This is a genomic window from Fictibacillus terranigra (assembly GCF_030412265.1).
In the GTDB taxonomy this organism is placed as follows: Bacteria; Bacillota; Bacilli; order Bacillales; family Fictibacillaceae; genus Fictibacillus_C; species Fictibacillus_C terrinigri.
This window is the reverse complement of the sequence record NZ_JAUHLN010000005.1, coordinates 203,200-226,295: the sequence shown is the minus strand read 5'-3', so window position 1 is coordinate 226,295 and position 23,096 is coordinate 203,200. Positions and strand designations below refer to the sequence as shown.

Sequence of the window (23,096 nt, the reverse complement as noted above, 5' to 3'; positions counted from 1 at the left end):
AAACGCATTTTTTCCTAAAAAATAAGAAAGGAAGAAGATATTCACATGCCTCCGAAAAAACATAAATCATCACATTATAATAAATCTGACCAAAAGAAGAGTAAAAATGATGATCAAAAATATAGTAACCAGGACGAACAAAAATATAATGACCACAAAAAAACCATTTTTACAGCTACTCCATCATTTAGCCGTCGAGAAACTGTCATTTGTAAAGATGTTAAACCTATGAAAGATAGATACGAAGGGAGAAAACCGCCAAAAACGATTTATAGAGCATCATTTAGCCGTCGAGAAACTGTCATTTGTAAAGATGTTAAATCTATGAAAAATAGATACGAAGGGAGAAAACCGCCAAAAACGATTTATAGAGACTGATATCCAATATACACTACCTTCTTCAACTAAAGCTATGTAGTTCAACAAAATCCCCAAGTATCATATGAATACTCTATACAAAACTAGTTAACATAATGGTAGTTCCCGGAACCAAGTAACCAAACAAAACCCTGAATTCGGCCAAATCAGCCTAAATTCAGGGTTTTTCTTTGTGCGAAAGAGAAGGAAAAAGCACGGTTTCTGGAAGGGGCCTCATCTTCCATTTTCGTGGGTTCTCTCCGTTTTGCTATCCTATGGGTGATTTGACAATGGGTGCCTGTTTTTATTTGTCAAAAAGCCTATAACCACGCGTTTTCACGGCGTTTATTTTGCAATGAGATGATGGATGGTCCATAAAACGAGCTTTCGTTGCAATCCAGAGCGTTTCTCTGCATTCTCTTTTTGCTTAACCATCACAAACACCCTTATTGTTTTAGCTAATTCATACTCTCTTATGGATGAAGTCGTTTTTTGTCACCAAGAGGTGAAAGGTGTTGGAAATAATGGACACACAAGTAATAGATCGACAGGCTGAGCACCTTGAAGTGGCAGCGAAAGAAGTTCGAACAGGCAAAGATATCGAAATGTTTCTTACAACGCTTAAGTATGCTACCGATATCATGCGGAAATTCAAACCTGAAGATCTAATTGAACTTAGACGTATCTCTAAGAATTTCCCCGATATTGGGAAAGTTCTAAATGAATTTGTTTTTTCAAACGTGACAAAAAAATATACCTGGCATGAGGGAAGTATCCACTCGTAAGAAAAGAAGTGCGCATGACGTGGGCAATGATCCAGAACATCTGACCACACATGATGTAGCAACGATTCTTAATATCACACCACAAATGGTAAGAAGATATTGTGCAGAAGGTACACTTAACGCATGGCGGACGCTTGGGGACAGAGGTGAATGGCGTATTGATGTTGAACAATTTGAAAAGAATCCAAATTACATCCAGATGGTCAAACGTAGAACAAAAAATCTAATGATGGCAAACATTGTAGAAGAACTCTCGACCAGCAAAGAATATCAGGAAGCAATGGATCAGATCGAGCAAGAAAGGGATAGTGAATGAGTCCGTTGTCACTTTTATTAGATACCAATGTTCTACGCTATCGTGCGCATGAGGGAAATCAATATAAAGTCATGTCATTTTGGAACTTGATTCGTTCGTACCCTAATCACATTGACTTATTTATAAGTAAGACAACCGAACAAGAATTACAAGTTCAATCACACCTACTTCCAGAAAAAGAAGTAAAAAAAATCAACCGTTTTTTACAGATTATCGATGTATTAAATTGTGAGGCCACCGATCAGCAAGTTCACGAAACACGAGACATTTCATCGTATATTGCCGTGAAATATCAGCTGAAACGGTCACATTCACCCACAAAACGAATAGATGTCCCGAGCACCAATGATGCAAAAATCCTTTTAGCAGCTCATATTGTCACGCGTAACGTAAAAGATTTTGTATTATACTCTTGTAAATTCTTTCGGTATGTTATGGTATAATTTTCAAATCAGTTACATATGCAGGGTGTGGTGGCACTTCCCGAAAGAAGGGAGGTGCTTAAATGGTTGTTACTACGCAGCATTTACTAGTTATGATTGCATTTGCATCATTAGTCGTAGCGATAATCAATGCAAACACAAAAAAGTAACCCCACCCTGTCCAGTAGCATGTGATAGGTGAGGTTACTTTCCTTTACTTATTCAACTGGTTACCGCACCTTGCGGTTGTGTAGCTGTAAGGGCGTAGGTCTGATCCACCTACGTCCTTTTTTATTTTTCGCTTCAATATATCGCTATTATACACCACTCTTGAAATATTATGCAAAACTTCATTTTAATAATCCCAAATGGAATGTACTCATTTTTTTATCGATAATCGCACGTGCCTAGAGGTAAACCCCAAAAGATAAACAAGTGAAAGCTTTCCACTGGTACAAGATCTGTCAGCGAGTGCATCATTGTGATTCCGATCTAAGGTCGAGGGCTATACGTGTTATACTATTTTGTAGCCTGTTCCAAGTAGAAGGAGTTGATGTTTTTTTGGCTGAACCGACGAAAATTTTTATTAGTTCTGCAGCACAAGATCGATTAAAACCATTGAGAGAAAATATACATACCGCTCTTCGTGCCATGGAACACAAACCACTGATGTATGAAAAAGACTTTGGTCCCTGGCCTGCCGATCAATTGGTCGAGAACTGTTTGCAACATGTAGGAAGAAGCGATATTTTTCTTCTTCTTATCTCTGATAAGGCCGGAAATTACAGCAACTTTTATATGGCGACCATTACGCATTGCGAATTTCAAAAAGCGTATCAATCACAGAAATATATTATTGTTTTTGTGGAAGATTATATTTATGATTTGTTTTGGTATGAGTTGAGATTAACGATCGCGGAGATGCTCAAAGCTTACCAAGAGGAACATGGAAAAGATCCAGATTCCTATATGGAAGTGGCCCAGAAAGCATGGGACGAACACCCAAGTAAAGAACAGTATTCAAACATTGAGCCTTACATCTGGGGTTTTTTATATGATATTTATAAAAAAGGCTACTATTTAGAAAAGCTTCCGTTTGGCATTGATCCTATTCCGACGATTAAACGCTATTTTAGTGATTTATTTCGGCAAGGAAGTCAGTACCTTGCGTTTCAATCAACCATTGAAGAGCAGCTGAAACAAGGGCCGATTTACAAAAAACACGCCGAGTTCTCCGGTAAAATGATTCATTACTTAAGAGATGGGGAACTACAGAACCCAAGGATGTTTTTGGAGTACTTACAGCGCTTTTTAACAAAAGGAACCATATACAATCAACCAGGTACTATGTTTGAACAAGAGCTCGGGGTATATGAATCCTGTTCAGGGAGCACATTATATAAAAAAGAAGAAAATCTTTTGCGACTTATTAGTGCTTCAGGTATGGCAGGTGGAGATAACAATTTTTATGATCTGCAGGATACACAGTCATATGTCGTGCAAGCCTTTCACAGCGGGGAAACAGAACTGTTTTTTAGTGAAGAAAAACAACAGTTTTATCTTGCCATAAAATGCGGAAATTATGTAATCTGCTTTCATTTTCCGGTTGAAGGATTTTGGTCGGAAGATAAGGTTCACCGCTTTAAAGATGACATCATGCGTGATATAATGGAAACAGAATCAGCCTTATTTCGTGACTTCGCCATTCAACTCCTAGGAGGGATTAGATAATGTCCACCATTAAAGAAATGCGTTTTGAAAATGATAAGATTATCCACGTCGCCTCCGGATCAGTGAATGCTGGAAAGCGATTTATCGAGGAGAAAGCCAGACGATTTGATGAAAACAACCGAATTTTAAAAGAAATCTTTTCAAAAAGCAAAAAAAAATAAAACATGATATATTTTTAAAGGACTTGCAGGCTCGGTCATATGACCGTGCTTGCAAGTTTTTTTTGTTGTAATATTCTTGAAATAACATTTGTAATTGGATATGAAGTTAATGAAAAAATACCATAGAACAGTCAAATAGCCTTGGATGGTGGAATTACCAATCGATGCCATTACGGCGATGGAACTAGAGGTGATCGGAAGCATCGGCAATCCTCATACTGGCTATGACGGTTTGTTGTCGTTGATCTCCGATTGAACCCAAGGTCCCTCGTATCAAAGGAAGTATCTTTAAATGAAGTAACATCCATTCTTAACGATATGACGAACTATAAGGGGACTAGGGTGCTTTTGGGAATTAAGCAAATAAAGGTTTTGGGCAGGAAGCTGACCGTTCTGCACCTGTCTTTGTCGCTGAAAAAGACAACAGTACCTGATTCAGCGAGTGTGATTTCACTGATTGTAATCCCGATATTGGCTTTTTCAGCTCGTCGGATGTTTTCAGCGCCTTTGGTATAGTCCCATTCATACACGTCGATATTTTGTCGGGGCAAGGTATCCTTTAATAAAGGGTTAAGTCCCCAATCCGAAAATCTTTCGTCATTCCATGTCACAATGGATTCATTGCCATAGTCCGCGATCGTGTTTTCAAGTGTCTCAGGCAGATGTTGTAAATCGATCATCACAAAAAAATAGTGATATCAATATTAGCAAAGAACCTCCTTAAAATTAGGGAAATCGGTTATTTACTTTGGTGTTAAAAAAGACCTTGAGGTAAGACTTTTATTTTATCTTATCTTCATCTTTATTATTAATTCTTAGTCTCTTTTGAGTTATACAGTTTCCCGTTTTATTTCACGCTTACCCTCTGTAACATCATTTATTTCTAAAATAAATTTAATAAAATTGTTCAATGTAGGAGTAATATAAGTTCCTTCTTTTAAGACTAAATAGTAATCAAGATAAAGTTTGTACTCAGTTGTTAGTGGAACTGGAACTAATTCTTTGTTAGACAATTCCCTTTCAATAGTCGTTTGCGGTAGGAAGGCGATTCCTAATTGTGAGATTACCGCCATTTTGATTGATTCAATATCGTCGAGGCGCAAACTAAAACGGTAATCATTGGAATCCAAACCAAGTCGATGCATCTCTCTATTTATAATTTCCCCATGAGTGGTCTTTGGCAATGAACCTATCAAAGGAGCTTTCCGTAGTACGTCCTGGATACTTCCTCGCCATGTTGCCCAAGGAGAACCTGCTGCACAAACCAGTATCCAGTGATCCTTACCGATTAGGTGTTTTATAATTTTGGACGATGTAGCATGTTTTTGTTCCTTTGACCATGTAACAAATCCAACATTCACTTTCTCATCCAACACATAACGACAGATCTGATCTGTATTATCATAGGTAGTTGTCAATTCCACAGTAGGATATCGTTGCATAAATTTTAGAATATAGTTAGGCAGTAAATAGCGGCCTATGGGACGATTACTACCAATCACAATTTGTCCGCTTTCACCTGATATTAATTCTCCAACGGAAGAACGCAATTGTTTATCAAGGCTTAGTAAACTGGAGGCATATTGATTCACGAGTTTACCAGCTTCTGTAAGTTCAATTTTGTTCCCCTTACGCACAAAAAGTTTCGCACCTAATTTTTTTTCTAACGATTTGACTTGAATGCTTAAGGCAGGCTGTGTCATGATTAGACTTTTTGCTGCTTGACTATAACTGCCATGTTCGACAACACAGCAAAACAATTGCAATTGATGAAGGTTAATAGGTATATCCATGTTAATCCTCCTTTTATTGGTTCATTCTTGAAGACTCCTAAACCTGGGAGGAAAAATTCTTTAGGTTATAAATGATTATATATATTTAAAGCGTTTAATTGCTATTTGTAGTATATAGTAGGCTGAATTATACTGTAAAGCATTTACTACCAGCATAAAAACTATAAAACCATCGGCTAAATGCTAATGATTGTTTAATATCAACGAGTGCATTTAATAAAAAGGGAATGATTATTATTGTTCCAATGGCCGGACTTGATAAAACTTTTGAACTTGCCACTTTGTCAATGCTTTGAGGAGGAAATTCGGGCATGTATGGGGGAAAGGAGAATGAAGATTGTTTAATGTTGGAATCCATTGAAAAACGAGATTTTCATAGACGAGATAATCATGCTCACTAGTACCTATTCTAGGAAAAGTAACACTGAATGCCGTTGGTCTGGCGATCCCATAGCAGTTAATGATGTGAGGGCTTACATGGAACCTGATGCAAAGGTCCAACCAGGTTAAAAACACTTCCATCAACAAATTAAGGAGGTATTTGATATGTTAATGTACACAATTGTAGACAAAGAAACGTGAGTTGCATTCGGAGCATATAGAGCTGCAGCTCCTTACGTCAAGTAGGTATCTTAATAGATATAAAAAGCCATTTAAAATCCATACAAATTTAGTTGGTTATAAACTTATATATATAACCTTATCTATATTATTTAATTCGATTTATATATTTATCTAGCTTATAATACAAATAGTCAGTCATTCAATTCAGAAAATTTAATTAAATTTTTTAGTAGTGAAGTTTGGACAAAATAAACTCTGCATTTGATCCACGTTAATAAAAGATGTTAGTGAAAAATTCCAATTAGCTGTCGTGAAATTTTTTATCTTCGAGACTTGCTTAAGTGAAGATCGTTGGATTTATATTATAAGGAGGGTGTTTATGTTAAGTAAAGAACAAAACGAAACCTTAACTCAAGTTGGTCCTGGCAAACCAATGGGTGAACTTTTAAGAAGATATTGGTATCCAATTGCTGCAAGTTCAGAGGTTGAAAGAATTGGAACTATAAAAAAAGTAAAGATTCTGGGAGAAGAACTTGTTTTATACCGAGATAAATCCAATAATTTAGGACTAGTAGCAGACAAATGTGCGCATAGGGGAGTATCACTAGAATATGGCATTCCAGACAAATGTGGATTACGCTGTCAATATCATGGCTGGCTGTATAACGGTGAAGGACAGTGTATTGAACAACCGAACGAACCTGAAAACAGTACTTTTAAAGCTCGAATTAAAATCTCAGGTTATAAAGTAGAGGAATTAGGAGGTCTGGTATTTGCTTATATGGGACCTGCTCCTGCCCCTGAATTACCGAGATGGGACCTTTTTGTTCAAAAAAATGTCATTCGTACTATTGGTTACGCTATCATCCCATGTAATTGGATGCAAATAATGGAAAATTCTTTAGACCCAACTCATCTTGAATGGTTACATGGCCATTATTTCCAACATATTTTCGAGCAGCAAGGTCGGCCTCAAGATGAATGGAAAATAACAAAGCATCACCTTAAGATAGGATTTGATGAATTTGAATGGGGAATTATTAAACGCCGTGTATTAGAGGGACAAACTGAGGAAAACGAAGACTGGGCAATCGGTCATCCTATTGTATTTCCGAATATGTTACGTGTTGGTGACAGTGGTGCCCACTCATTCCAAATTCGTGTCCCAATGGATGATACACATACATTTCATTTTTGGTATACCTGCTTTGTTCCAAAAGAAGGAGTTGTGGTACCAGAAGATTACCCAATTTCTTTGTATCAGTGCCCTATCAAAGATGAAGATGGCAAATTTGTAACAGATTATATTGATGGACAGGATATGATGGCATGGATTACACAAGGGCCTATTGCAGATCGAACGACAGAACGTCTAGGGACGTCTGATAAAGGAATTATAATGTATCGGCAATTATTAAAGAAAGAATTAAAGAACATAGAGAATGGAGAGGATCCAAAGTGCATTATTCGTGACCCTAAGAAAAATGAATATATTGAGTTGCCACAAGAGGAAGACAAATTTAGTGAAGGCGGCTTACTGTCAGGGGTCGCAAAAGACTGGAATACAAGGTATGCCCCAAATCTTGAAGAAATTATTGAGCTTTGCAAAGGTGGAAAGGTTTCATCCAGTGTTTAATAAGCAAGAGGTTCCTTCTAAGTTAAGAAAGAACTTCTTTCTCTATCCTTACTTGGGAGGATTCGATAATGAAAAAATATGAGATAAAGTTAAAGTATTGTCCAAATTGTGGGGAGTCTCTCTTGAAATCTAAAAGCCTCTTAAATGAATATTGGATAGCTGATGATACAGCTTACTTTTGTTGGTGCAGTGAATGTTCATGGAGAGGAGAAATTGTTGAGGTTAAACGAGTTACAGCACCAGAACTAGTCTAGCCATTATATAAAGAAAGGAGCAGGAAGATGAGCGATTCATTAGACGAACTCAGAAAAAATGTAGCCCTCTCTTGTCGAATATTAGCAATGGAAGGTTTGGTAGATGAAACGCTAGGTCACGTTAGTGCACGAATCCCAGGTACTGATGAAATGTTTATCCGCTGCAGGGGAGAAATAGAAAATGGAGTTAGGTATACGACCGTAGAAGCAATTAGAAGGGTAGACTTTGATGGTCAGGGAGAAGACCTTCAAGGAAAGTATCAGGTTCCGAAAGAATTACCCATTCATGGTGAAATAATGAAATCGAGATCAGAAGTGGGTTGTGTTATCCATGCTCATCCTCCAGCAGCCTTAATTTGTGGAATTTCAGACTTACCATTACGTCCTATTTTTGGGGCATTTAATATTCCAGCCATGCGTATGGCCTTAGAAGGAATTCCGATTTTTTCAAGGTCTTACCTAGTAACACGACCAGAATTAGCAGATCCTATGATTAAAGAGATGAGAGATAAAGATATTTGTTTAATGAAGGGACATGGAATTACTGCAACGGGTGCAACCATCGAGGAAGCGACGATCAACGCTTTAAACTTCAATACACTGGCAAAAGTAACTTTAGAAGTGGCAAAAACAGGGGGTGAGGCCCCTTCAATTTCTGAAGAGGATATTGCGGAGTTGCCTGATTTAGGAACGAAATTTAATGCGAAATGGGTTTGGCGATATTATGTAAAAAAATTAGAAGAAGCAGAGAACATAAAAAAATGAAAGGGGATACCATATGTCTCTACAACATGGAATATTAAATATTGGGATCGTAGGATTAGGAATCGCTGGGGCATCCATGATTCCTGCTATATTAAAACATCCAAACGTTAGATTGACTGCAGCTGCAACAAGAAATAAAGATAGACTTGAAAAGTTTGCAAAAGATTACAATGCTGAAACCTACTATTCAATAGAGGACTTATGTAAAAGCCCTCGAGTAGATGCAGTATATATTGCGACACCTACCGAATTACATACAGATCATGTGAAAATTGCTGCTGAAGCGAAAAAACACATTATAGTGGAAAAACCATTAGCAGTGTCTTTGGAGGATGCAGATCACATAATTGAAATAGTAGAAAATAACGATGTTCAGCTTATTGTAGGGCATTCTCATAGTTTTGAACCCCCCATTCAAAAGATGAGAGAAATTATTGATAGTGGAAAACTGGGGAGAGTTTTGATGATTCACAATTGGTATTACAATGATTGGTTATATCGTCCTAGAACACCTGAAGAATTAAAAACAGAACTTGGAGGGGGAGTTACGTACCGTCAGGGGTCACACCAATTTGATATCATTAGGTTTTTAGGAGGGGGAATGATTAGAAGTATTCGTGGAGTAACAGGAATATACGATGATTCTAGACCAACAGAAGGGAACCACACAGTTTTCTTAGAATTCGAAGATGGTATTGCAGCAACGGCTGTCTATAATGGCTATGATCACTTTCATACAACTGAATTAACTTTTGATATCGGAGAAGGTGGCCCTTTAACAAAATCAAATATTTATGCGCAAGCCCGCCGACTGATAAAAGAAACAAAATCTCAAACGGATGAAGTAGCTTTAAAAATAGCATCGGGATATGGTGGCAATCGGTCAAAAAACTACAAAAATTCAGAAGAAAACCATCCTTTCTTTGGATTGACTGTTGTAAGTTGTGAAAAGGGAGATATCCGTCAGCATCCGGAGGGGCTAATTGTTTATGGAGAAGACGAAAAGTATATTGTTCCTATATCTAAAGAGGAGACTGGACGCATCAATGTTATTGATGAGCTTTACAAAGCTGTGATCCAAGGAAAAAAACCAGTCCATGATGGACAATGGGCAAAAGCTAACTTAGAGGTGTGTGTTAGAGCTATCCAATCATCCAAAGAAAGAAAAGAACTATATCTAGATCATCAAGTACCAATCAAAGAAATGGTAAAAAATACGATTTGATTGTCCAGAAGTGGATAAACAACTTACAATGTAGCTATTTTCCCGTTTAATCGATACTGTACTTATAACTAGTTTCAGTATAGGAAATTCTTCATTGATGACAAGAGATAAGATAGGATATATATCTATTAAATTTTTAGTCAACATAATGAAGCTTTATTGAGAAATTATTGAGTACAGATACAAAAAGTTTGAACAATCACTCATGAATAACTCATTTCTACAATGATACTCCTCCAGTTTTATGTAACCTTGTTTGCATAAACAGACTAACTCCCTACACATTTCACCACTATTATGTGAGTGATTACTTCTTGTTTTCCTCTTGTTTTCCTTTCGCTGACCCAACGTGGGAAATGAATTTCCACCTTAAGGTTTTTTGTAAGCGTTTTTACGAACAGAAGGATAGATTTCTGATATTAATAGGATTTTTCTTCGAATTCTAATAGAGAAGGTATAGATGATGAAATAAATTTTTGAAAAAATGTAAGCGGTTAAAAATACTGAATACTGGTGGATTGGGACTAAATACCAACTTTTTTCATTTATAGTTTAGGGGGAGAACAAATGAGCTTAGAAATTATTGCCATTCTCGTGCTTCTGATTATATTTGTAATTGGCGCAAGCTTGCCGATCAATATCGGTGTTTTAGGATTCGCCGCAGCATTTATAGTAGGTACTGTAAGTGGGCTAAGTATTGATGAAATTTATAGCGTCTTTCCAGTAGAACTGTTTATCTTTATTGTAGGGCTCACTTATTTGTTCGCCATTATACAAAAAAGTGGACTCGTCGACTTAATGGCCGATTCGGGCCTTCGTTTAGTTAAAGGTAACCTCGGTCTCGTACCATGGCTCATCTTCATGTTGAGTTTGATACTAGCAAGTGTTGGTACTTATGGGATTGCAGTTGTTTCTCTTGTGGGTCCAATTGGATTAAAAATAGCTTACAAATACAAAATCAGTCCTCTTTTGATGAGCATAATGATTATTCTTGGAATGCAAGCTGGCTCTTTCTCACCACTAAATGTCTTTGGCATAATTGTCAACGGTGGCATGCAAGCTAGAGACCTGCCACATTCTCCAGCATTACTTTTAATTAATTGTTTAATCTATTTTGGATTGGTTGCGATGATAGCTTTCATCATTTTTGGAGGGCTTCGTTTCTTCAAAGAGAAAAAGACTACTCTTGCTTTTGTAGCAACATCCGCAGAAGTCATTCAAACAGACAGGGATGAACTGACAGAAAAACGAGAAGGCATTTTTAATTTATATAAAGGAGCTTGTCTCGCAGCTATTGTTGTCTTAGGTATCTTATCTATTGGATTCGAAATAAATATTGGTTTTGCTGCTATCCTAGTAGGTTTAGTACTGGCCTTGATAGCACCTGGTAAACAAGAAGGAATTCTTAAAGAAATGCCATGGGGAGTAATCCTCCTAGTCATGGGAATCGTGACATACGTTGGAGTCATGGAGAAAATTGGAGTTATGGACTATGTAACAGGGCTTATAGCGGACATGGGTAATCCATTACTGGCAACTTTGGCTGTTTCATACGTAGGTGGGTTTGTGTCAGCCTTTGCATCGACAACAGGTTTCCTAGCATCTATTATCCCAATTGCGACACCTATCCTGCAGGATCCGAGCCTTTCGTCCAACAATGTAATATCAGCGATTTCTGCTTCCTCGAGTATTGTTGACTTAAGTCCACTTTCTTCGGCTGGAGCAATATTACTGGCGAATGTACAAGGCATTAAAGATAGGGTGTTTTTCAGACAGCTTTTACTTACTACCGGAGTCTTTATAGCTCTTGGCCCAGGATTAGCTTGGCTACTATTTGTGTTAATCGGAATGCCATGGTAAATGAGGCAAGACAGAATTTTCAAGAATGTAGAAGTGCGAGCTTAAAGAGATTTTCACCCAAAGTGCTCTAGAACATACAATTGAAAAAGAATAATAAACGTTTGAGAGGGTTCATTCATTAGTATATAAAATAATGTTGGTTAAGATTCCATTGACGGAGAGGTCAATCGTCAACTTAATAGAGAAAAGGGTAAGGAGAGATTTTGGGTTGTAAATCTCTAGAGTCTACAAGAGAAGAGGAATTAAAGAATGGGTGAATTGCTAGCAATTTTTGCATTGTTTTTGTTTTCCGCCAATATTATCATAACAAAGATGGCAGCAACTCGACTGAATCTTAATTTTGGTTTTCTCATTTCTGTAGGAGTCAATGTTTTATTCGGGGCATTTCTATTTTTAATTTACGTACTTTTTTTTGAAGGTGGAAACCTTGATTGGAATACGAAAGGATTTTTTCTTTTTATGTCAGCTGGCTTGTTTAGTACATACCTGGGACGTTGGTTTTTCTTTGATACCATTGATAAATTGGGTCCAACAAGAGCAAGTGCGTTCCAGGTGAGTAATCCGTTGTTTACAACAATTATCGCCTGGTTATTTATGGGTGAAAAGTTACACTGGATGGATTTATCGGCTGTCATTCTTATTTTATTCGGGTTAGTCCTGGTCTCCTTCGTTGCAAAAAATCATGTCAAGGAAATCGCTGCAACCGGAGGACAATTAGAGATAAAATCGGTCAAGGGTTTTTCCTTCAAATGGCTACTTCAATCAGGGATTCTATTAGCTTTTCTCAGTTCCCTTGCATATGCCGTTGGGAATGTTGTCAGAGGAGCTGCTATCCAAAGTTGGAATCAGCCAATCTTTGGTGGAATACTTGGGGCATTATTAGGCTTGTTGCTACATGTAGTGACCAATAAAAACTCTCGTGGTTTTTGGACACAGTTAAGAATTTCAGACCGCGGGGGTGTTTTACTTTATACTATCAGCGGTGTGATTACCATTTCCGCTCAAATCTTAGTTATTGCATCGATGCGATATATTCCGATTTCTATTGCAAATCTTATTACACTGTCTACACCAGTCATCGTAGCACCTTTAAGTTATTTTCTTTTCAAGAATCAAGAAGTGCTTACTTATAGAACAATAGTAGGGATAATGCTAGTAATGGGGGGCATTTGTTTTATTGTTTTATAAAAGAAAATAAATTAATGGTTTTGGTGAAGATATACGATAAGGTTAACTCTCTGGCCAAATGAAATTTGTTTTAGCTGTATAACTAATCATTGATTTACCTATATATGAATCTATAAAAATGGTTTGGAATGGCAAAAGTTTTTCCTATATTGACTTTTAAAATCCTTTACCTATCATAGTAAAGGATTACTTTTTTTTCAATTAAAACGATCCCTAATTCAACGTAATTATAGAGATCTTATTCATTTAACATGCCCGTTTAGCCAATCATGCAGCTCAAACACATAATTAAATGGTTAATCGTTGATTGTCCATAATGCCAAGGGCTATTGTCTTGGAATTTTTAGAGCGTGTGAGACCTGTTTCTTGGTGTACCTGTTAGAGAGATCCTCTCTGATTGAGAGATAAGTAAATGATATAATGAAAGAATCCCACTCTTTTGATGTATCCGGTTTTGTTAGGATTATTGTTTTGAATTTAGCTCCAAATTAAAAAACAGAAAATTCCTAATAGTAATATTACAGTGTTTCGCCTACCGCAGATCTAATGGTTGGTTCAGGTAGTATTCTTCACTACTTATTAAGGTTTCAATTAAGAGGGGAACAAATCGGTTTTCCACTTTTGCTGGATCCTATACAGAAGATCGTTAGGTAAATAAGTGAACAAAAGCCGATTTTCCTTAATTAACGTTGGAATAGTCTTCTTTAATTTCCAGAATGCCAACAAGAGCGCCAATCGTTGTCCCCACATACGGATTAGGCATTTCCTCTAATCCTTCTTTTCTCACCACGTACCCAATGGCATAAGCGAAAGCAGAAATGACTCCATAGACATAACCGAAACTAGCAATCATTTTCAATTTGTTGAACTGCCCGTCGCCTGCTTTCTCTTGTTTGGAAGCTGGTACATTCTTTTCATTCTTTTTTGCTACGATGAACGATTCGTACATGAGCACGACAGAGCTTCCGAAAATGATTTTGACCCTGGCTTTAGCTACCGAGTAGCAATCGGGGCATGCGAGCAACGGTGCCGGTTTTGAGGCTTCCAGGGGCTTACTGATCCCATAACGAGTGGTCTCAAAAAATAATATTAAACCTGTTCCGCATAGAAGAATGTATTGTTTCAATCAAAAAAAATCCGAGTCATAATAATGACATAAACAGTGAAGAAGAAAGGATGAAAAAAGTGTCGAATTTAAATTTAAGTTTTGCGTGCTGGGATTATGACCGAATTCAAGCGTTAACGAATGGAACTGTCCAGGCAAAAGGAATTGATTTAAACTGGCTGAACATGCCGGTTGAAGAAACATTTTGGCGAATGATGCGTCACCAGGAATTTGATATATCCGAATTATCGCTATCCTCTTATTTAATTGCAAAAGACCGCGGTTATCCTAACTTCACCGCCATCCCTGTATTTATGTCCCGTTTTTTCCGCCATTCCGGTATTTATATTAATAAGCATTCCGGTATTGAAGAGGCCGTCGACTTAAAAGGCAAACGCGTGGGAATTCCAGAGTACCAGTTGACGGCCTGCCTTTGGATTCGGGGTATTTTACATCATGATTATGGTGTGCATCCGTCTGAAATGAACTGGTATACAGGCGGACAGGAAGCACCGGGAAGGGTTGAAAAAATAAAACTCACGTTACCGCCGGATATTAACATACAGCCCATTAATGACGAACAAACGTTAAATCAAATGCTTGAATCCGGAGATATCGATGCGTTGATCGCTCCACGGGCCCCATCTTGTTTTTTAAATGGTTCGCCTCATGTACAGCGGTTGTTTCCTGACTATGTCTCTGTCGAAAAAGATTACTACGAACGCACAGGCATTTTTCCGATTATGCATGTCGTTGCAATTAAAGATGAAATTTTGGAAGAGCATCCATGGGTGGCAACCAATCTTTATCAGGCTTTTGTAGAAGCCAAGCAAAAAGTTTATGACGGATTTAACCAAACGGCCGCTTTAAAAGTCACCTTGCCATGGTTTGTTTCGGAATGGGAAAATACCCGTCAGTTAATGGGAGAAGATTTCTGGCCATATGGGCTGGAGAAAAATCGAAAAACATTGGAAGCGGCTGTAACGTATTCTTATAACCAAGGAATGATTAAAAACCGTTTAAACATGGAGGATTTGTTTGCACAGTCAACGCTGGAAGCCTATACACTCTAAAACATGAGGAGGGGTTGGTTTGAGCCAAAAAGTTTTGTCAGCAGTCGCAGTTGGTGAAAGGCAAACGGAGCTGCAGGAATTTGATATGCCCGATTTATCTCCTGAAGAAGGCATTTTGCGGGTAGAAATTGTTGGCGTCTGCGGGACGGATGTTTCGTATTACCGGAAAAGCCAAGAGCCTCGAATTTTAGGTCACCATATTGTAGGTCATATTGAGAAAATTGGTGAAAAAGCGGCAAAAAAATGGGGAATAAAAGAGGGAGATCGAGTAGCTCTTGAAGAGTACATTCCGTGCGGGCAATGTGAACATTGCCGGACGGGAAACTACCGTGCCTGTTTATTTACCGATCCACGTGCAGGCGGAATCCGCTATGGAGCAACGCCAGATTCGTTGCAGCCTTCTTTATGGGGAGGATTCAGCCAATATATGTACCTCCATCCCAATTCGGTCGTGCATCGCATGGCTGATCATGTCCCTGCTGAGGAAGCGGCTTTAACGCTTCCATTAGCAAATGGTTTTGAATGGATGATCATCGAAGGAAAAGTTCAGCCAGGTAAAGTAGTCGTAATACAGGGACCAGGACAGCAGGGTTTAGCATGTGCTCTGGCAGCCAAAGCAGCCGGAGCAGAAGTGATTGTCACTGGCCGCTCGACAAGTCTGCGTCGCTTAGAATTGGCAAAAGAACTGGGTGTCAATCACATTATCAATATTCAGACTGAAGATATCCTAACCCGTATACATGAAATTACGGATGGCAAAATGGCGGATATTGTTTTAGATGTGACTTCTGGAGGAACGGCTCCCATCACGTCTTCTTTAGAAATCGTCAAAAAAGGCGGCATGGTTATTTTGGGGGCTTATAAAAATCAGGAAGTTCCAAACTTTAATGCGGATTTAATTATACAAAAAACGCTCACTGTCAAAGGCGTCAGGGGGCATAGTTACCAATCGGTAAAAATGGCGACAGAGTTTATCGCATCCCAAACGTTTCCGCTATATAAGATGAACTCGCATAATTATAGATTGCATCAGGTTGATGAGGCATTGAAAACGGCAGGAGGAGAAGGCGAACCCTCTCCGCTTTTGGTTACCGTATCCCCCTGGTCTTAATTAAAGTTTAGAGAATCATATTGAGCACCCTTAATAAGGGTGCTTTTTATTTCAATTAGACTGTATATTCAGAAAATATTCTATATTCAGTATTGACTAAGTTATTTATCGTCAGTATAATGAAACCATTATACGGAATGTGTTTCGCATCGTGGAATTACATCAACATAATCATACCTATTTTCTACAACTTGAATTGATGGCAACTAAAAATATTCACGGGGGGGATTCTTTCATAATTTTTAAGAAAGCGCTTTATATAAGCTATATGTCAAGAACGGATCATCTTTACAGGGGGGAAGATTATGAGCCAGGTAGATGAAAAGGATTTAAAACTTCAGGTAGCAAAAGCAATACGACTATTGGAAACGATTGAACTGCTTGATATGCATGGGCATGTCAGTTGCCGAATTCCAGGTACAGACTGCTTTTTCATTAACTCCCGTAAGGCAAGCAGAGCGTCTGTTACGGTGGATGACATCGTGATGTGTGATATGAATGGAAAACTGGTAGAAGGAGATTCAGAACCGCCAAGTGAGTACCATATTCACACTGAAATTTTCAAAAGACGCAGTGACGTTATGAGTGTAATTCACAACCATCCGCATTATCAAACCGTGCTTGGTATTGCGGGTATGGCGATGAAGCCGGTATTCGGGATAGGAGCCTTTGTAAACAACGTGCCTGTGTATGAAAAATCAAGTTTGATCAACACAGCGGAAATGGGAGCTGAATTAGCCGAGTCGCTCGGAAATGAAATCTCTGTGCAGCTCCGCAATCATGGAACAGTTGTCGCCGCTGAAAGTGTAAAGGCTGCATTTGCAAGGTCGGTATTCCTGGAAGAAAACGCTAAAAAGCAATATGATGCGATGCTGTTGGGACAAGATACTCGAGTGCTAGAAGGAGACAATCTCCTGCGTACGAGAGAGACGGCATGGCAGCCGAGTATTATTCAAAAAGTCTGGACGTACCATGAGGAAAAAGCAATAAAACAAGGCGATTTAGTAGGAATTAATGATCCATCACCTAAAACAGTGTTGTCCTAACAGGTACGGGTGATTATATATCTTTTCATCTATCAACACAGTAGGGGGAAATAAGATGTTGAGTCAGCAACAAAATGAGTTGTTAACAAGCGTTGGACCCGGTACACCAATGGGGAATTTGATGCGGCGCTATTGGATTCCAATCGCCGCCGTCAGCGAATTAAAGGACAGAGCTACCAAAAAAGTCAGGATTTTATGTGAGGATTTGGTTCTATACCGTGACCTTTCAGGTAACCTTGGACTGATTAACGAGAAATGTCCGCATAGAAAAGTATCCTTAGTTTATGGAATGCCCGATAAAGAAGGGTTGCGGTGCCAGTATCATGGATGGTGCTTTAATCAAAAAGGGCAATGTACGGAGCAGCCAAATGAACCGGAGACCAGTACCTTTAAAGACCGGATTAAAACAAAAGCATATCCGGTACAAGAAATGAGCGGACTCATTTTTGCTTATCTAGGCCCGGCGCCGGCACCGTTGCTTCCTCGTTTTGATGGCTTTGTCATCGATAATGCTGTCCGAATGATTGGCAGCGCCGTCCTTCCTTGTAACTGGCTGCAAATTATGGAGAATTCGCTCGATCCGATCCATACAGAATGGCTGCACGGCCATTACCATGCTTATGTGACAGGTTTAAAGGGTGAAACAGAAGAAGTAGCCTTCCAGAGAAAGCATAACAAAATTGCTTTTGATCAGTTTGAGTATGGCGTTGTAAAAAGAAGATTGCTCGAAGGCCAGTCAGAGGACAGTGACGATTGGCGCATCGGTCATCCGGTTGTATTTCCTTTTATGCTCGCGGTTGGCAGTGGTGGACTTGGATCTTATCAGTTCCAAATCAGGGTACCGATTGATGATGAAAACACATGGCACGTATGGTACATGGCTTATGCACCCGGGCCGGATGTGGAAATTCCTGAACATTTAAAAGAAATTCCGTTATATGACGTTCCTTACAAAGATGAAAACGGCGAGTTTTTAACAGATTACATCGATGGCCAGGATATAATGTGCTGGATTACACAGGGTACGATCGCGGACCGAATGGACGAACGTCTTGGCACAACGGATAAAGGCATCATCTTCTATCGCCAAATGCTTAAAAAACAAATCGATAAAGTGGCGAGGGGAGAAGATCCAATTGGTACGATTCGTAATGAGGCAGATAATCAAATCATCGTGTTGCCGTTAGAGCGAAAAAAGCATCATTTCAGTGACGGATTTGAAAGTGTATTTAAGAGATTCCAGACGCGTTTCTCACCCATTATTGATGATGTAGTCGCCCTATTTGATCAAGTGGGGGTTAAATGAAAATGGGGTATACGCTGCGAGGGAAAGACAAACCACCTGTCAATTCCTCCCTCATCCAAAAGGGTGAGGGAGGAACAACGTTTGCGCCAACGGTCCAATACTGCAATCATTGCGGCCATACTATGAGTGACCCGAGCAGTTTTATTGTGGAGTATTGGAGATCCGAGCAAACCGTTTATTTTTGTTGGTGCCATTGTTGTGGATACCGCTGGGAATTAACGCAGATAAAACAAGTGACGACGATGGAGCTTGATGAGGATAATGAAGACTTTTGACAGAACAACGTTTGAGGGATATGTTCGTTTATATTTTATTGAAAGCGATTTCACAACGAGACCAAAAAAACCGAAATGAGGGGGCAATGATGAAAAAAAGTACGTTTACTAAATGGGGTGTTATGTTCATTTGCTGTATGTTGATTACAGGAATGGCGGCTTGTTCCGACGGTGAGTCGAGTCAAAATGATCAATCTGCACCAGCTACCAGCACTGCCAGCGCGAAAGCTCAAACGATCAATAAAGAAAATACCGATGCCATTAAAGTGACATTGGCGGGCGGTTCTGTCGGAGGGTTTTGGTCTGGCCTTGGACAAGTCGTTTCTAAATCATTCGGCGATAGTTATGGAGGTTCAGCGGCAACATATGAACCCGGTAGCGGAGCCGGAAACATCAAGTTAGTGGATGAAAACCAAGTAGAGCTGGGGATTATTCAAGATGTGGAAGGGGTGGCAGCCGAAAAAGGAATTCCGCCATTTGCCCACAAATATGAAAATATGAAGGCAATCGCCACCATCTACAAAAATGCAACAATGCAGATTATGGTTCGGGATGAATTTGCTAAGAAGCATCGAGTGAAGAGTCTGAAGGATATTGCAAAAAAAGAGGTTCCGGCAAGAATTGCAATTAATCAACAAGGAAATCTAAACTCATTGGCAGCAAAAACGGCACTGGAGTCTAACGGGATAACGGAAGAAAAATTGAAGAAATGGGGAGGATCCCTGACCTGGGCCGGCAGTTCCCAGCGCTGGGATGCGATGGGAAGTAATCGGATGGACGTTTCGATTGACTTTGTTTTTGCTCCGGATGCGAAAGTACAAGAAAACGAGGTTCATACTGATCTGCAGCTTTGGTCCGTTAATCAGGATACGGTCGATGCTTTAAAAAAAGAGTGGGAGTTGCCGGCGCAAACGATTCCAAAAGGAACTTATGACTTTCAAAAGAAAGATGTTCAGACAGTTGGAATGCGCGGGATTATTTTAGTCAGTGATAAAGTAAATGCAACGGATCAATACAAGATGGCCAAGTCATTGGTTGACAGCCTGAAGAACATTCAAGTACTTCACCCTGCAATGAAAGACATGACTGCGAAAAACCTGGCAGATACAGGTACGATTCCACTAGCTCCGGGGGCAGAAGCATTTTACAAAGAAATTGGGGCCATTAAGTAATTTCTGTTTTATGACGATTTCGACAGAGAGAGGCGGGAGATGAATGGGTTCTCAAAAAGTTGAAAAAGAATTGGGTATGTTCCGGGCATTTTTTAAAGAGGGAAATCGCAGGGAACTAAAAGGGTTGTTTCGCAAACTCATCTTAACGATGTCCATCATTTTGTGTATCTTTGAAGTTTGGCTTGGCGCAATCGGATCGATGGATTTGTATCAATATACAACCGTGTTTTATCCGTTGCTTTTAACAGCTGCCTTCCTCCAGTTTAGTTCAACGAAGAGAGTAAAAGGGCAGCAACCGACATGGCTGGATATTATTATGGCCTCGCTATCACTCGGTATTGGAATATATTTCTTATTGAATATTGATCTTTACTTGAAACGAATTCCTTTATTTACACCGCTTACTCCGCTGGAATTAGCGGTGGGGATTGCGACTGTCCTTTTAACACTGGAGGCGACCCGTCGGACATTGGGCTTCACGCTTACTTCTGTTGTGCTGGTTATTTTAGCATACGTATCTTTCGGGCAGCATATTCAAGGCGCCTATTCCCATCGCCCGATTGATTTTAATCACTTCTTGGATGATATGGTCTTCACAGTGAATGGGATTTTTGGCACGCCTCTCGGAGTGGCCGCTACGTACGTCTTTCTATTTGTTCTATTTGGAGCTTTTTTTACCGCTGCTGGAGGTGGAGACTTTTTCTTCCGTTTAGCGGCGACTATTTCCGGCAGAAGGGTCGGCGGCCCTGCCAAAATTACGGTCATCACATCTGGAATGTTTGGAATGATTTCCGGAAGTCCAACGTCCGACGTGTTAACGACAGGATCGATAAATATACCAACTATGAAAAAAATGGGTTATTCCCCTATATTTGCCGGGGGTGTAGAATCGGCCGCTTCCACCGGTGGTAGCATATTGCCGCCGATCATGGGCTCCGCCGCCTTTTTAATGGCGGAATATGCAGGAATCAGTTATGGGGCAATCGTGATAGCGGCGACAATTCCCGCTATTCTCTATTATTTAGGGATTTTTCTGCAGGTGCATTTCCGTTCCATCAAACAAAATATGCCGACGTTGAAAGAAGAAGAGATCCCAAAAGTTAAAGATGTGATTAAAGACGGATGGATGTACCTTGTTCCTCTCGTCTTCCTGGTAATTGGCATTATGAATGGGATGACGGCTTCCTTGGCCGCAGTGCTGGCGACTGCCATTGTCCTTGTGTGCAGCTGGCTTAAACCGGGGTATCGGATCGGGTTTAAAAAATTGATTCTTATTTTCGAAGAAGTGATTGAACGAATGGTGCCTGTTACAATGGCGTGTGCTGCAGCGGGAATGCTCATTGACGGGATTATGCTGACAGGACTTTCCTCTAAATTTGGAACTTTAATTTTCTCGCTTACAACAGGAAGTTTGTTCTTTACATTAATGGCAACAGCCGTTTTATGTATAATTTTAGGAATGGGAATGCCCGTATCTTCCGCTTATATCTTGACCGCGGTTTTAGCGGCACCGCTATTGATCAATATGAATATACCGGTGATGAACGCTCATCTGTTTATTGTGTACTACTCTTGCTTATCTGCTATCACTCCTCCCGTTGCAGTGGCAGCATTTGCTGCCGCAAGCATTGCACAGGCGGACCCAGTAAAAATCGGGTTAAATGCTTGTAAGTTGGCGATTGTAGCGTTTATTCTACCTTTTATGTTTGTCTATGACCCAGGAATCCTTTTACAAGGTAATTTGTGGGATATCGCAAGCAGTATCGTGCTGTCGGTGATCGCCGTTATTGCGATTGCTGCCGCCGTAGAAGGCTGGTACAAATCAAGAATGAATATGATAGAGCAAGTGGTCTTGTTTGCAGGAGGCCTCCTGCTCATAGTACCAGGTATGTTTAGTCATGTAATAGGACTACTCATCACGGTAACAGTTATTAGTTTGAATCGAATAAAAGCCAAGAAGATTATGAATCAGCTACTCCTTGAAAAGAAAACAGACGATGTAGATGTCATGGAAGCATAAGAGAGAAAAAAACGTCTCCAGTTTAAAAACTGGAGATTTTTTACGATAAGGAGGATGTAAATGAGTGAATTCAAAAAACACTGTTGGCACGATGTGATTGATTCTGATACTAGGGAAATCTATCAACCGTATGAACGGGTGACGTTCATCGGGAAAAAGCCAGCTTTGTTGCTGATCGATCTTTATAATCTGGTCTACGAAGGTGGATCGTTGCCGGTAAAAGTAGTGGTGAAGAACCATCCGAGTTCATGCGGCGTTCATGCCTGGGATGCGGTGGAGCCAACAAAACAATTAATCTCCTTGGCCAGATGTCGTGATATTCCATTGATTTATTCCACACAGGTGACCAATCATTTAGAGGCTACAAACCGGGTGCGAAATGTAGTTCTCGACAACTCGTATGATATCCATGAAGCCTTCCGTCCAGAACCAGATGACCTCATCATTCGAAAAGAACGCGCCAGTTGTTTTTTCGGGACACCCTTGATTGCCTATTTGACTAAGATGGGCATTGACTCTCTTATCATTTGCGGTGAAAGCACAAGTGGATGTGTCCGAGCTACTGCGGTGGATGCGCATTCTTACGGATTTCATTCAGTTATTGCAGAGGAGTGCACTTTTGATCGAAGTCTTATTTCCCATAAAGTAAGCTTGTTTGATCTTCACCATAAATACGCTGATGTGATGAGTCTGGATGAAGTAAAAGCGCATCTTGATTTACGAATGGTCGAGTTCTGAGCGTCCAATGAAACTAGTTTCTTTTATTGTATTTGGGTAATGGTGACCCCTTGCTCTGGTTGCAAAGGGGAACGTATTTGTTCATCATCACGTTTATTTCCAAAAGGAGTATTGACTCTTATTTATAAAAACATGATATTCTATATAGATATATTTAATTAACATGTGTTTTCAGCTCCAAAAGGACAAGAGA

General features: G+C 39.6%; 24 protein-coding genes. 21 read left to right on the top strand and 3 right to left on the bottom strand.

The features are described 5' to 3' along the window. Window positions 1-45 precede the first annotated feature (45 nt). The 7 genes from QYF49_RS21055 (at window position 46) to QYF49_RS21030 (ending at window position 3,772) form a co-directional block, all read left to right on the top strand. Window positions 46-378 carry a hypothetical protein gene (locus QYF49_RS21055; protein WP_290401555.1) on the top strand — a complete coding sequence of 111 codons (333 nt, stop codon included), beginning with the start codon at window positions 46-48 and terminating at the stop codon, window positions 376-378. Between the two features lie 503 nt (window positions 379-881). Beyond that, window positions 882-1,142: a hypothetical protein gene (locus tag QYF49_RS21050; RefSeq protein WP_290401554.1), complete on the top strand. Its 261-nt coding sequence runs from the start codon at window positions 882-884 to the stop codon at window positions 1,140-1,142. Window positions 1,143-1,161: 19 nt separating this feature from the next. Continuing rightward, complete coding sequence (locus tag QYF49_RS21045) at window positions 1,162-1,458, top strand: helix-turn-helix domain-containing protein (protein WP_290401553.1); 297 nt, start codon at window positions 1,162-1,164, stop codon at window positions 1,456-1,458. Then, window positions 1,455-1,901, top strand: coding sequence for a PIN domain-containing protein (locus QYF49_RS21040; RefSeq protein ID WP_290401552.1), 447 nt, complete (start codon window positions 1,455-1,457; stop codon window positions 1,899-1,901). Before QYF49_RS21045 ends, QYF49_RS21040 begins: the two co-directional genes overlap by 4 nt. Window positions 1,902-1,963: 62 nt before the next feature. Further along, window positions 1,964-2,050, top strand: coding sequence for a putative holin-like toxin (locus QYF49_RS25895; protein WP_354005866.1), 87 nt, complete (start codon window positions 1,964-1,966; stop codon window positions 2,048-2,050). Between the two features lie 391 nt (window positions 2,051-2,441). Then, window positions 2,442-3,611 (top strand): DUF4062 domain-containing protein, encoded by a 1,170-nt coding sequence (locus QYF49_RS21035; protein ID WP_290401551.1) that lies wholly within the window; start codon window positions 2,442-2,444, stop codon window positions 3,609-3,611. Next, a complete protein-coding gene (locus QYF49_RS21030; protein WP_290401550.1) occupies window positions 3,611-3,772 on the top strand; it encodes a hypothetical protein in 162 nt (53 codons plus the stop codon). The genes QYF49_RS21035 and QYF49_RS21030 overlap by 1 nt, the downstream gene beginning before the upstream one ends. A gap of 326 nt (window positions 3,773-4,098) precedes the next feature. Here QYF49_RS21030 and QYF49_RS21025 read toward each other — a convergent pair whose 3' ends face one another. Beyond that, entirely contained in the window at window positions 4,099-4,452 is a 354-nt protein-coding gene (locus tag QYF49_RS21025; protein WP_290401549.1) for an LUD domain-containing protein, read from the bottom strand. Between the two features lie 150 nt (window positions 4,453-4,602). Beyond that, the gene (locus QYF49_RS21020) at window positions 4,603-5,565 is read right to left on the bottom strand and encodes a LysR family transcriptional regulator (protein WP_290401548.1); all 963 of its coding nucleotides are present in this window, start codon (window positions 5,563-5,565) and stop codon (window positions 4,603-4,605) included. Between the two features lie 943 nt (window positions 5,566-6,508). On the opposite strand from QYF49_RS21020, the gene QYF49_RS21015 reads away from it, so the two are divergent. From QYF49_RS21015 to QYF49_RS20990, 6 genes are all read left to right on the top strand, one after another. Then, the gene (locus QYF49_RS21015; protein ID WP_290401547.1) at window positions 6,509-7,765 is read left to right on the top strand and encodes an aromatic ring-hydroxylating dioxygenase subunit alpha; all 1,257 of its coding nucleotides are present in this window, start codon (window positions 6,509-6,511) and stop codon (window positions 7,763-7,765) included. Window positions 7,766-7,833: 68 nt separating this feature from the next. Further along, window positions 7,834-8,019 carry a hypothetical protein gene (locus tag QYF49_RS21010; RefSeq protein WP_290401546.1) on the top strand — a complete coding sequence of 62 codons (186 nt, stop codon included), beginning with the start codon at window positions 7,834-7,836 and terminating at the stop codon, window positions 8,017-8,019. 27 nt (window positions 8,020-8,046) lie between these two features. Next, complete coding sequence (phtC, locus tag QYF49_RS21005) at window positions 8,047-8,784, top strand: 3,4-dihydroxyphthalate decarboxylase (protein ID WP_290401545.1); 738 nt, start codon at window positions 8,047-8,049, stop codon at window positions 8,782-8,784. Between the two features lie 13 nt (window positions 8,785-8,797). Next, complete coding sequence (locus QYF49_RS21000) at window positions 8,798-10,009, top strand: Gfo/Idh/MocA family protein (protein WP_290401544.1); 1,212 nt, start codon at window positions 8,798-8,800, stop codon at window positions 10,007-10,009. 567 nt (window positions 10,010-10,576) lie between these two features. Next, complete coding sequence (locus tag QYF49_RS20995; protein WP_290401543.1) at window positions 10,577-11,869, top strand: SLC13 family permease; 1,293 nt, start codon at window positions 10,577-10,579, stop codon at window positions 11,867-11,869. Window positions 11,870-12,118: 249 nt separating this feature from the next. Continuing rightward, on the top strand, window positions 12,119-13,057 hold the full coding sequence (locus tag QYF49_RS20990) for a DMT family transporter (protein WP_290401542.1): 939 nt from the start codon (window positions 12,119-12,121) through the stop codon (window positions 13,055-13,057). Between the two features lie 679 nt (window positions 13,058-13,736). Here QYF49_RS20990 and QYF49_RS20985 read toward each other — a convergent pair. Then, window positions 13,737-14,183 (bottom strand): hypothetical protein, encoded by a 447-nt coding sequence (locus tag QYF49_RS20985; protein WP_290401541.1) that lies wholly within the window; start codon window positions 14,181-14,183, stop codon window positions 13,737-13,739. A 59-nt stretch (window positions 14,184-14,242) separates the two neighbouring features. Here QYF49_RS20985 and QYF49_RS20980 point away from each other — a divergent pair, with 59 nt between their 5' ends. The 8 genes from QYF49_RS20980 to QYF49_RS20945 all read left to right on the top strand — a co-directional run bounded on the left by QYF49_RS20980 (window position 14,243) and on the right by QYF49_RS20945 (window position 22,903). Further along, window positions 14,243-15,235 carry a substrate-binding domain-containing protein gene (locus QYF49_RS20980; RefSeq protein ID WP_290401540.1) on the top strand — a complete coding sequence of 331 codons (993 nt, stop codon included), beginning with the start codon at window positions 14,243-14,245 and terminating at the stop codon, window positions 15,233-15,235. A 19-nt stretch (window positions 15,236-15,254) separates the two neighbouring features. Continuing rightward, window positions 15,255-16,346 (top strand): zinc-dependent alcohol dehydrogenase, encoded by a 1,092-nt coding sequence (locus tag QYF49_RS20975; RefSeq protein ID WP_290401539.1) that lies wholly within the window; start codon window positions 15,255-15,257, stop codon window positions 16,344-16,346. A 305-nt stretch (window positions 16,347-16,651) separates the two neighbouring features. Next, window positions 16,652-17,392 carry a class II aldolase/adducin family protein gene (locus QYF49_RS20970; RefSeq protein ID WP_290401538.1) on the top strand — a complete coding sequence of 247 codons (741 nt, stop codon included), beginning with the start codon at window positions 16,652-16,654 and terminating at the stop codon, window positions 17,390-17,392. Between the two features lie 55 nt (window positions 17,393-17,447). Further along, on the top strand, window positions 17,448-18,698 hold the full coding sequence (locus QYF49_RS20965) for an aromatic ring-hydroxylating dioxygenase subunit alpha (protein ID WP_290401537.1): 1,251 nt from the start codon (window positions 17,448-17,450) through the stop codon (window positions 18,696-18,698). After that, window positions 18,695-18,973 carry a hypothetical protein gene (locus QYF49_RS20960; protein WP_290401536.1) on the top strand — a complete coding sequence of 93 codons (279 nt, stop codon included), beginning with the start codon at window positions 18,695-18,697 and terminating at the stop codon, window positions 18,971-18,973. The genes QYF49_RS20965 and QYF49_RS20960 overlap by 4 nt, the downstream gene beginning before the upstream one ends. A gap of 86 nt (window positions 18,974-19,059) precedes the next feature. Then, entirely contained in the window at window positions 19,060-20,145 is a 1,086-nt protein-coding gene (locus tag QYF49_RS20955; RefSeq protein WP_290401535.1) for a TAXI family TRAP transporter solute-binding subunit, read from the top strand. Between the two features lie 43 nt (window positions 20,146-20,188). Then, window positions 20,189-22,165: a TRAP transporter permease gene (locus QYF49_RS20950; protein WP_290401534.1), complete on the top strand. Its 1,977-nt coding sequence runs from the start codon at window positions 20,189-20,191 to the stop codon at window positions 22,163-22,165. Window positions 22,166-22,225: 60 nt separating this feature from the next. After that, a complete protein-coding gene (locus tag QYF49_RS20945; protein WP_290401533.1) occupies window positions 22,226-22,903 on the top strand; it encodes an isochorismatase family protein in 678 nt (225 codons plus the stop codon). Window positions 22,904-23,096: the final 193 nt, after the last annotated feature.

Coding starts and splice junctions, on each gene's coding strand:
- QYF49_RS20970 (WP_290401538.1), top strand. CDS start 16,652: ATGAGCCAGGTAGATGAAAAGGATTTAAAACTTCAGGTAGCAAAAGCA.
- QYF49_RS20965 (WP_290401537.1), top strand. CDS start 17,448: ATGTTGAGTCAGCAACAAAATGAGTTGTTAACAAGCGTTGGACCCGGT.
- QYF49_RS21040 (WP_290401552.1), top strand. CDS start 1,455: ATGAGTCCGTTGTCACTTTTATTAGATACCAATGTTCTACGCTATCGT.
- QYF49_RS21055 (WP_290401555.1), top strand. CDS start 46: ATGCCTCCGAAAAAACATAAATCATCACATTATAATAAATCTGACCAA.
- QYF49_RS21020 (WP_290401548.1), bottom strand. CDS start 5,565: ATGGATATACCTATTAACCTTCATCAATTGCAATTGTTTTGCTGTGTT.
- QYF49_RS20955 (WP_290401535.1), top strand. CDS start 19,060: ATGATGAAAAAAAGTACGTTTACTAAATGGGGTGTTATGTTCATTTGC.
- QYF49_RS20945 (WP_290401533.1), top strand. CDS start 22,226: ATGAGTGAATTCAAAAAACACTGTTGGCACGATGTGATTGATTCTGAT.
- QYF49_RS20950 (WP_290401534.1), top strand. CDS start 20,189: ATGGGTTCTCAAAAAGTTGAAAAAGAATTGGGTATGTTCCGGGCATTT.
- QYF49_RS21025 (WP_290401549.1), bottom strand. CDS start 4,452: ATGATCGATTTACAACATCTGCCTGAGACACTTGAAAACACGATCGCG.
- QYF49_RS21010 (WP_290401546.1), top strand. CDS start 7,834: ATGAAAAAATATGAGATAAAGTTAAAGTATTGTCCAAATTGTGGGGAG.
- QYF49_RS20960 (WP_290401536.1), top strand. CDS start 18,695: ATGAAAATGGGGTATACGCTGCGAGGGAAAGACAAACCACCTGTCAAT.
- QYF49_RS21030 (WP_290401550.1), top strand. CDS start 3,611: ATGTCCACCATTAAAGAAATGCGTTTTGAAAATGATAAGATTATCCAC.
- QYF49_RS21015 (WP_290401547.1), top strand. CDS start 6,509: ATGTTAAGTAAAGAACAAAACGAAACCTTAACTCAAGTTGGTCCTGGC.
- QYF49_RS20990 (WP_290401542.1), top strand. CDS start 12,119: ATGGGTGAATTGCTAGCAATTTTTGCATTGTTTTTGTTTTCCGCCAAT.
- QYF49_RS21000 (WP_290401544.1), top strand. CDS start 8,798: ATGTCTCTACAACATGGAATATTAAATATTGGGATCGTAGGATTAGGA.
- QYF49_RS25895 (WP_354005866.1), top strand. CDS start 1,964: ATGGTTGTTACTACGCAGCATTTACTAGTTATGATTGCATTTGCATCA.
- QYF49_RS21050 (WP_290401554.1), top strand. CDS start 882: ATGGACACACAAGTAATAGATCGACAGGCTGAGCACCTTGAAGTGGCA.
- QYF49_RS20995 (WP_290401543.1), top strand. CDS start 10,577: ATGAGCTTAGAAATTATTGCCATTCTCGTGCTTCTGATTATATTTGTA.
- phtC (WP_290401545.1), top strand. CDS start 8,047: ATGAGCGATTCATTAGACGAACTCAGAAAAAATGTAGCCCTCTCTTGT.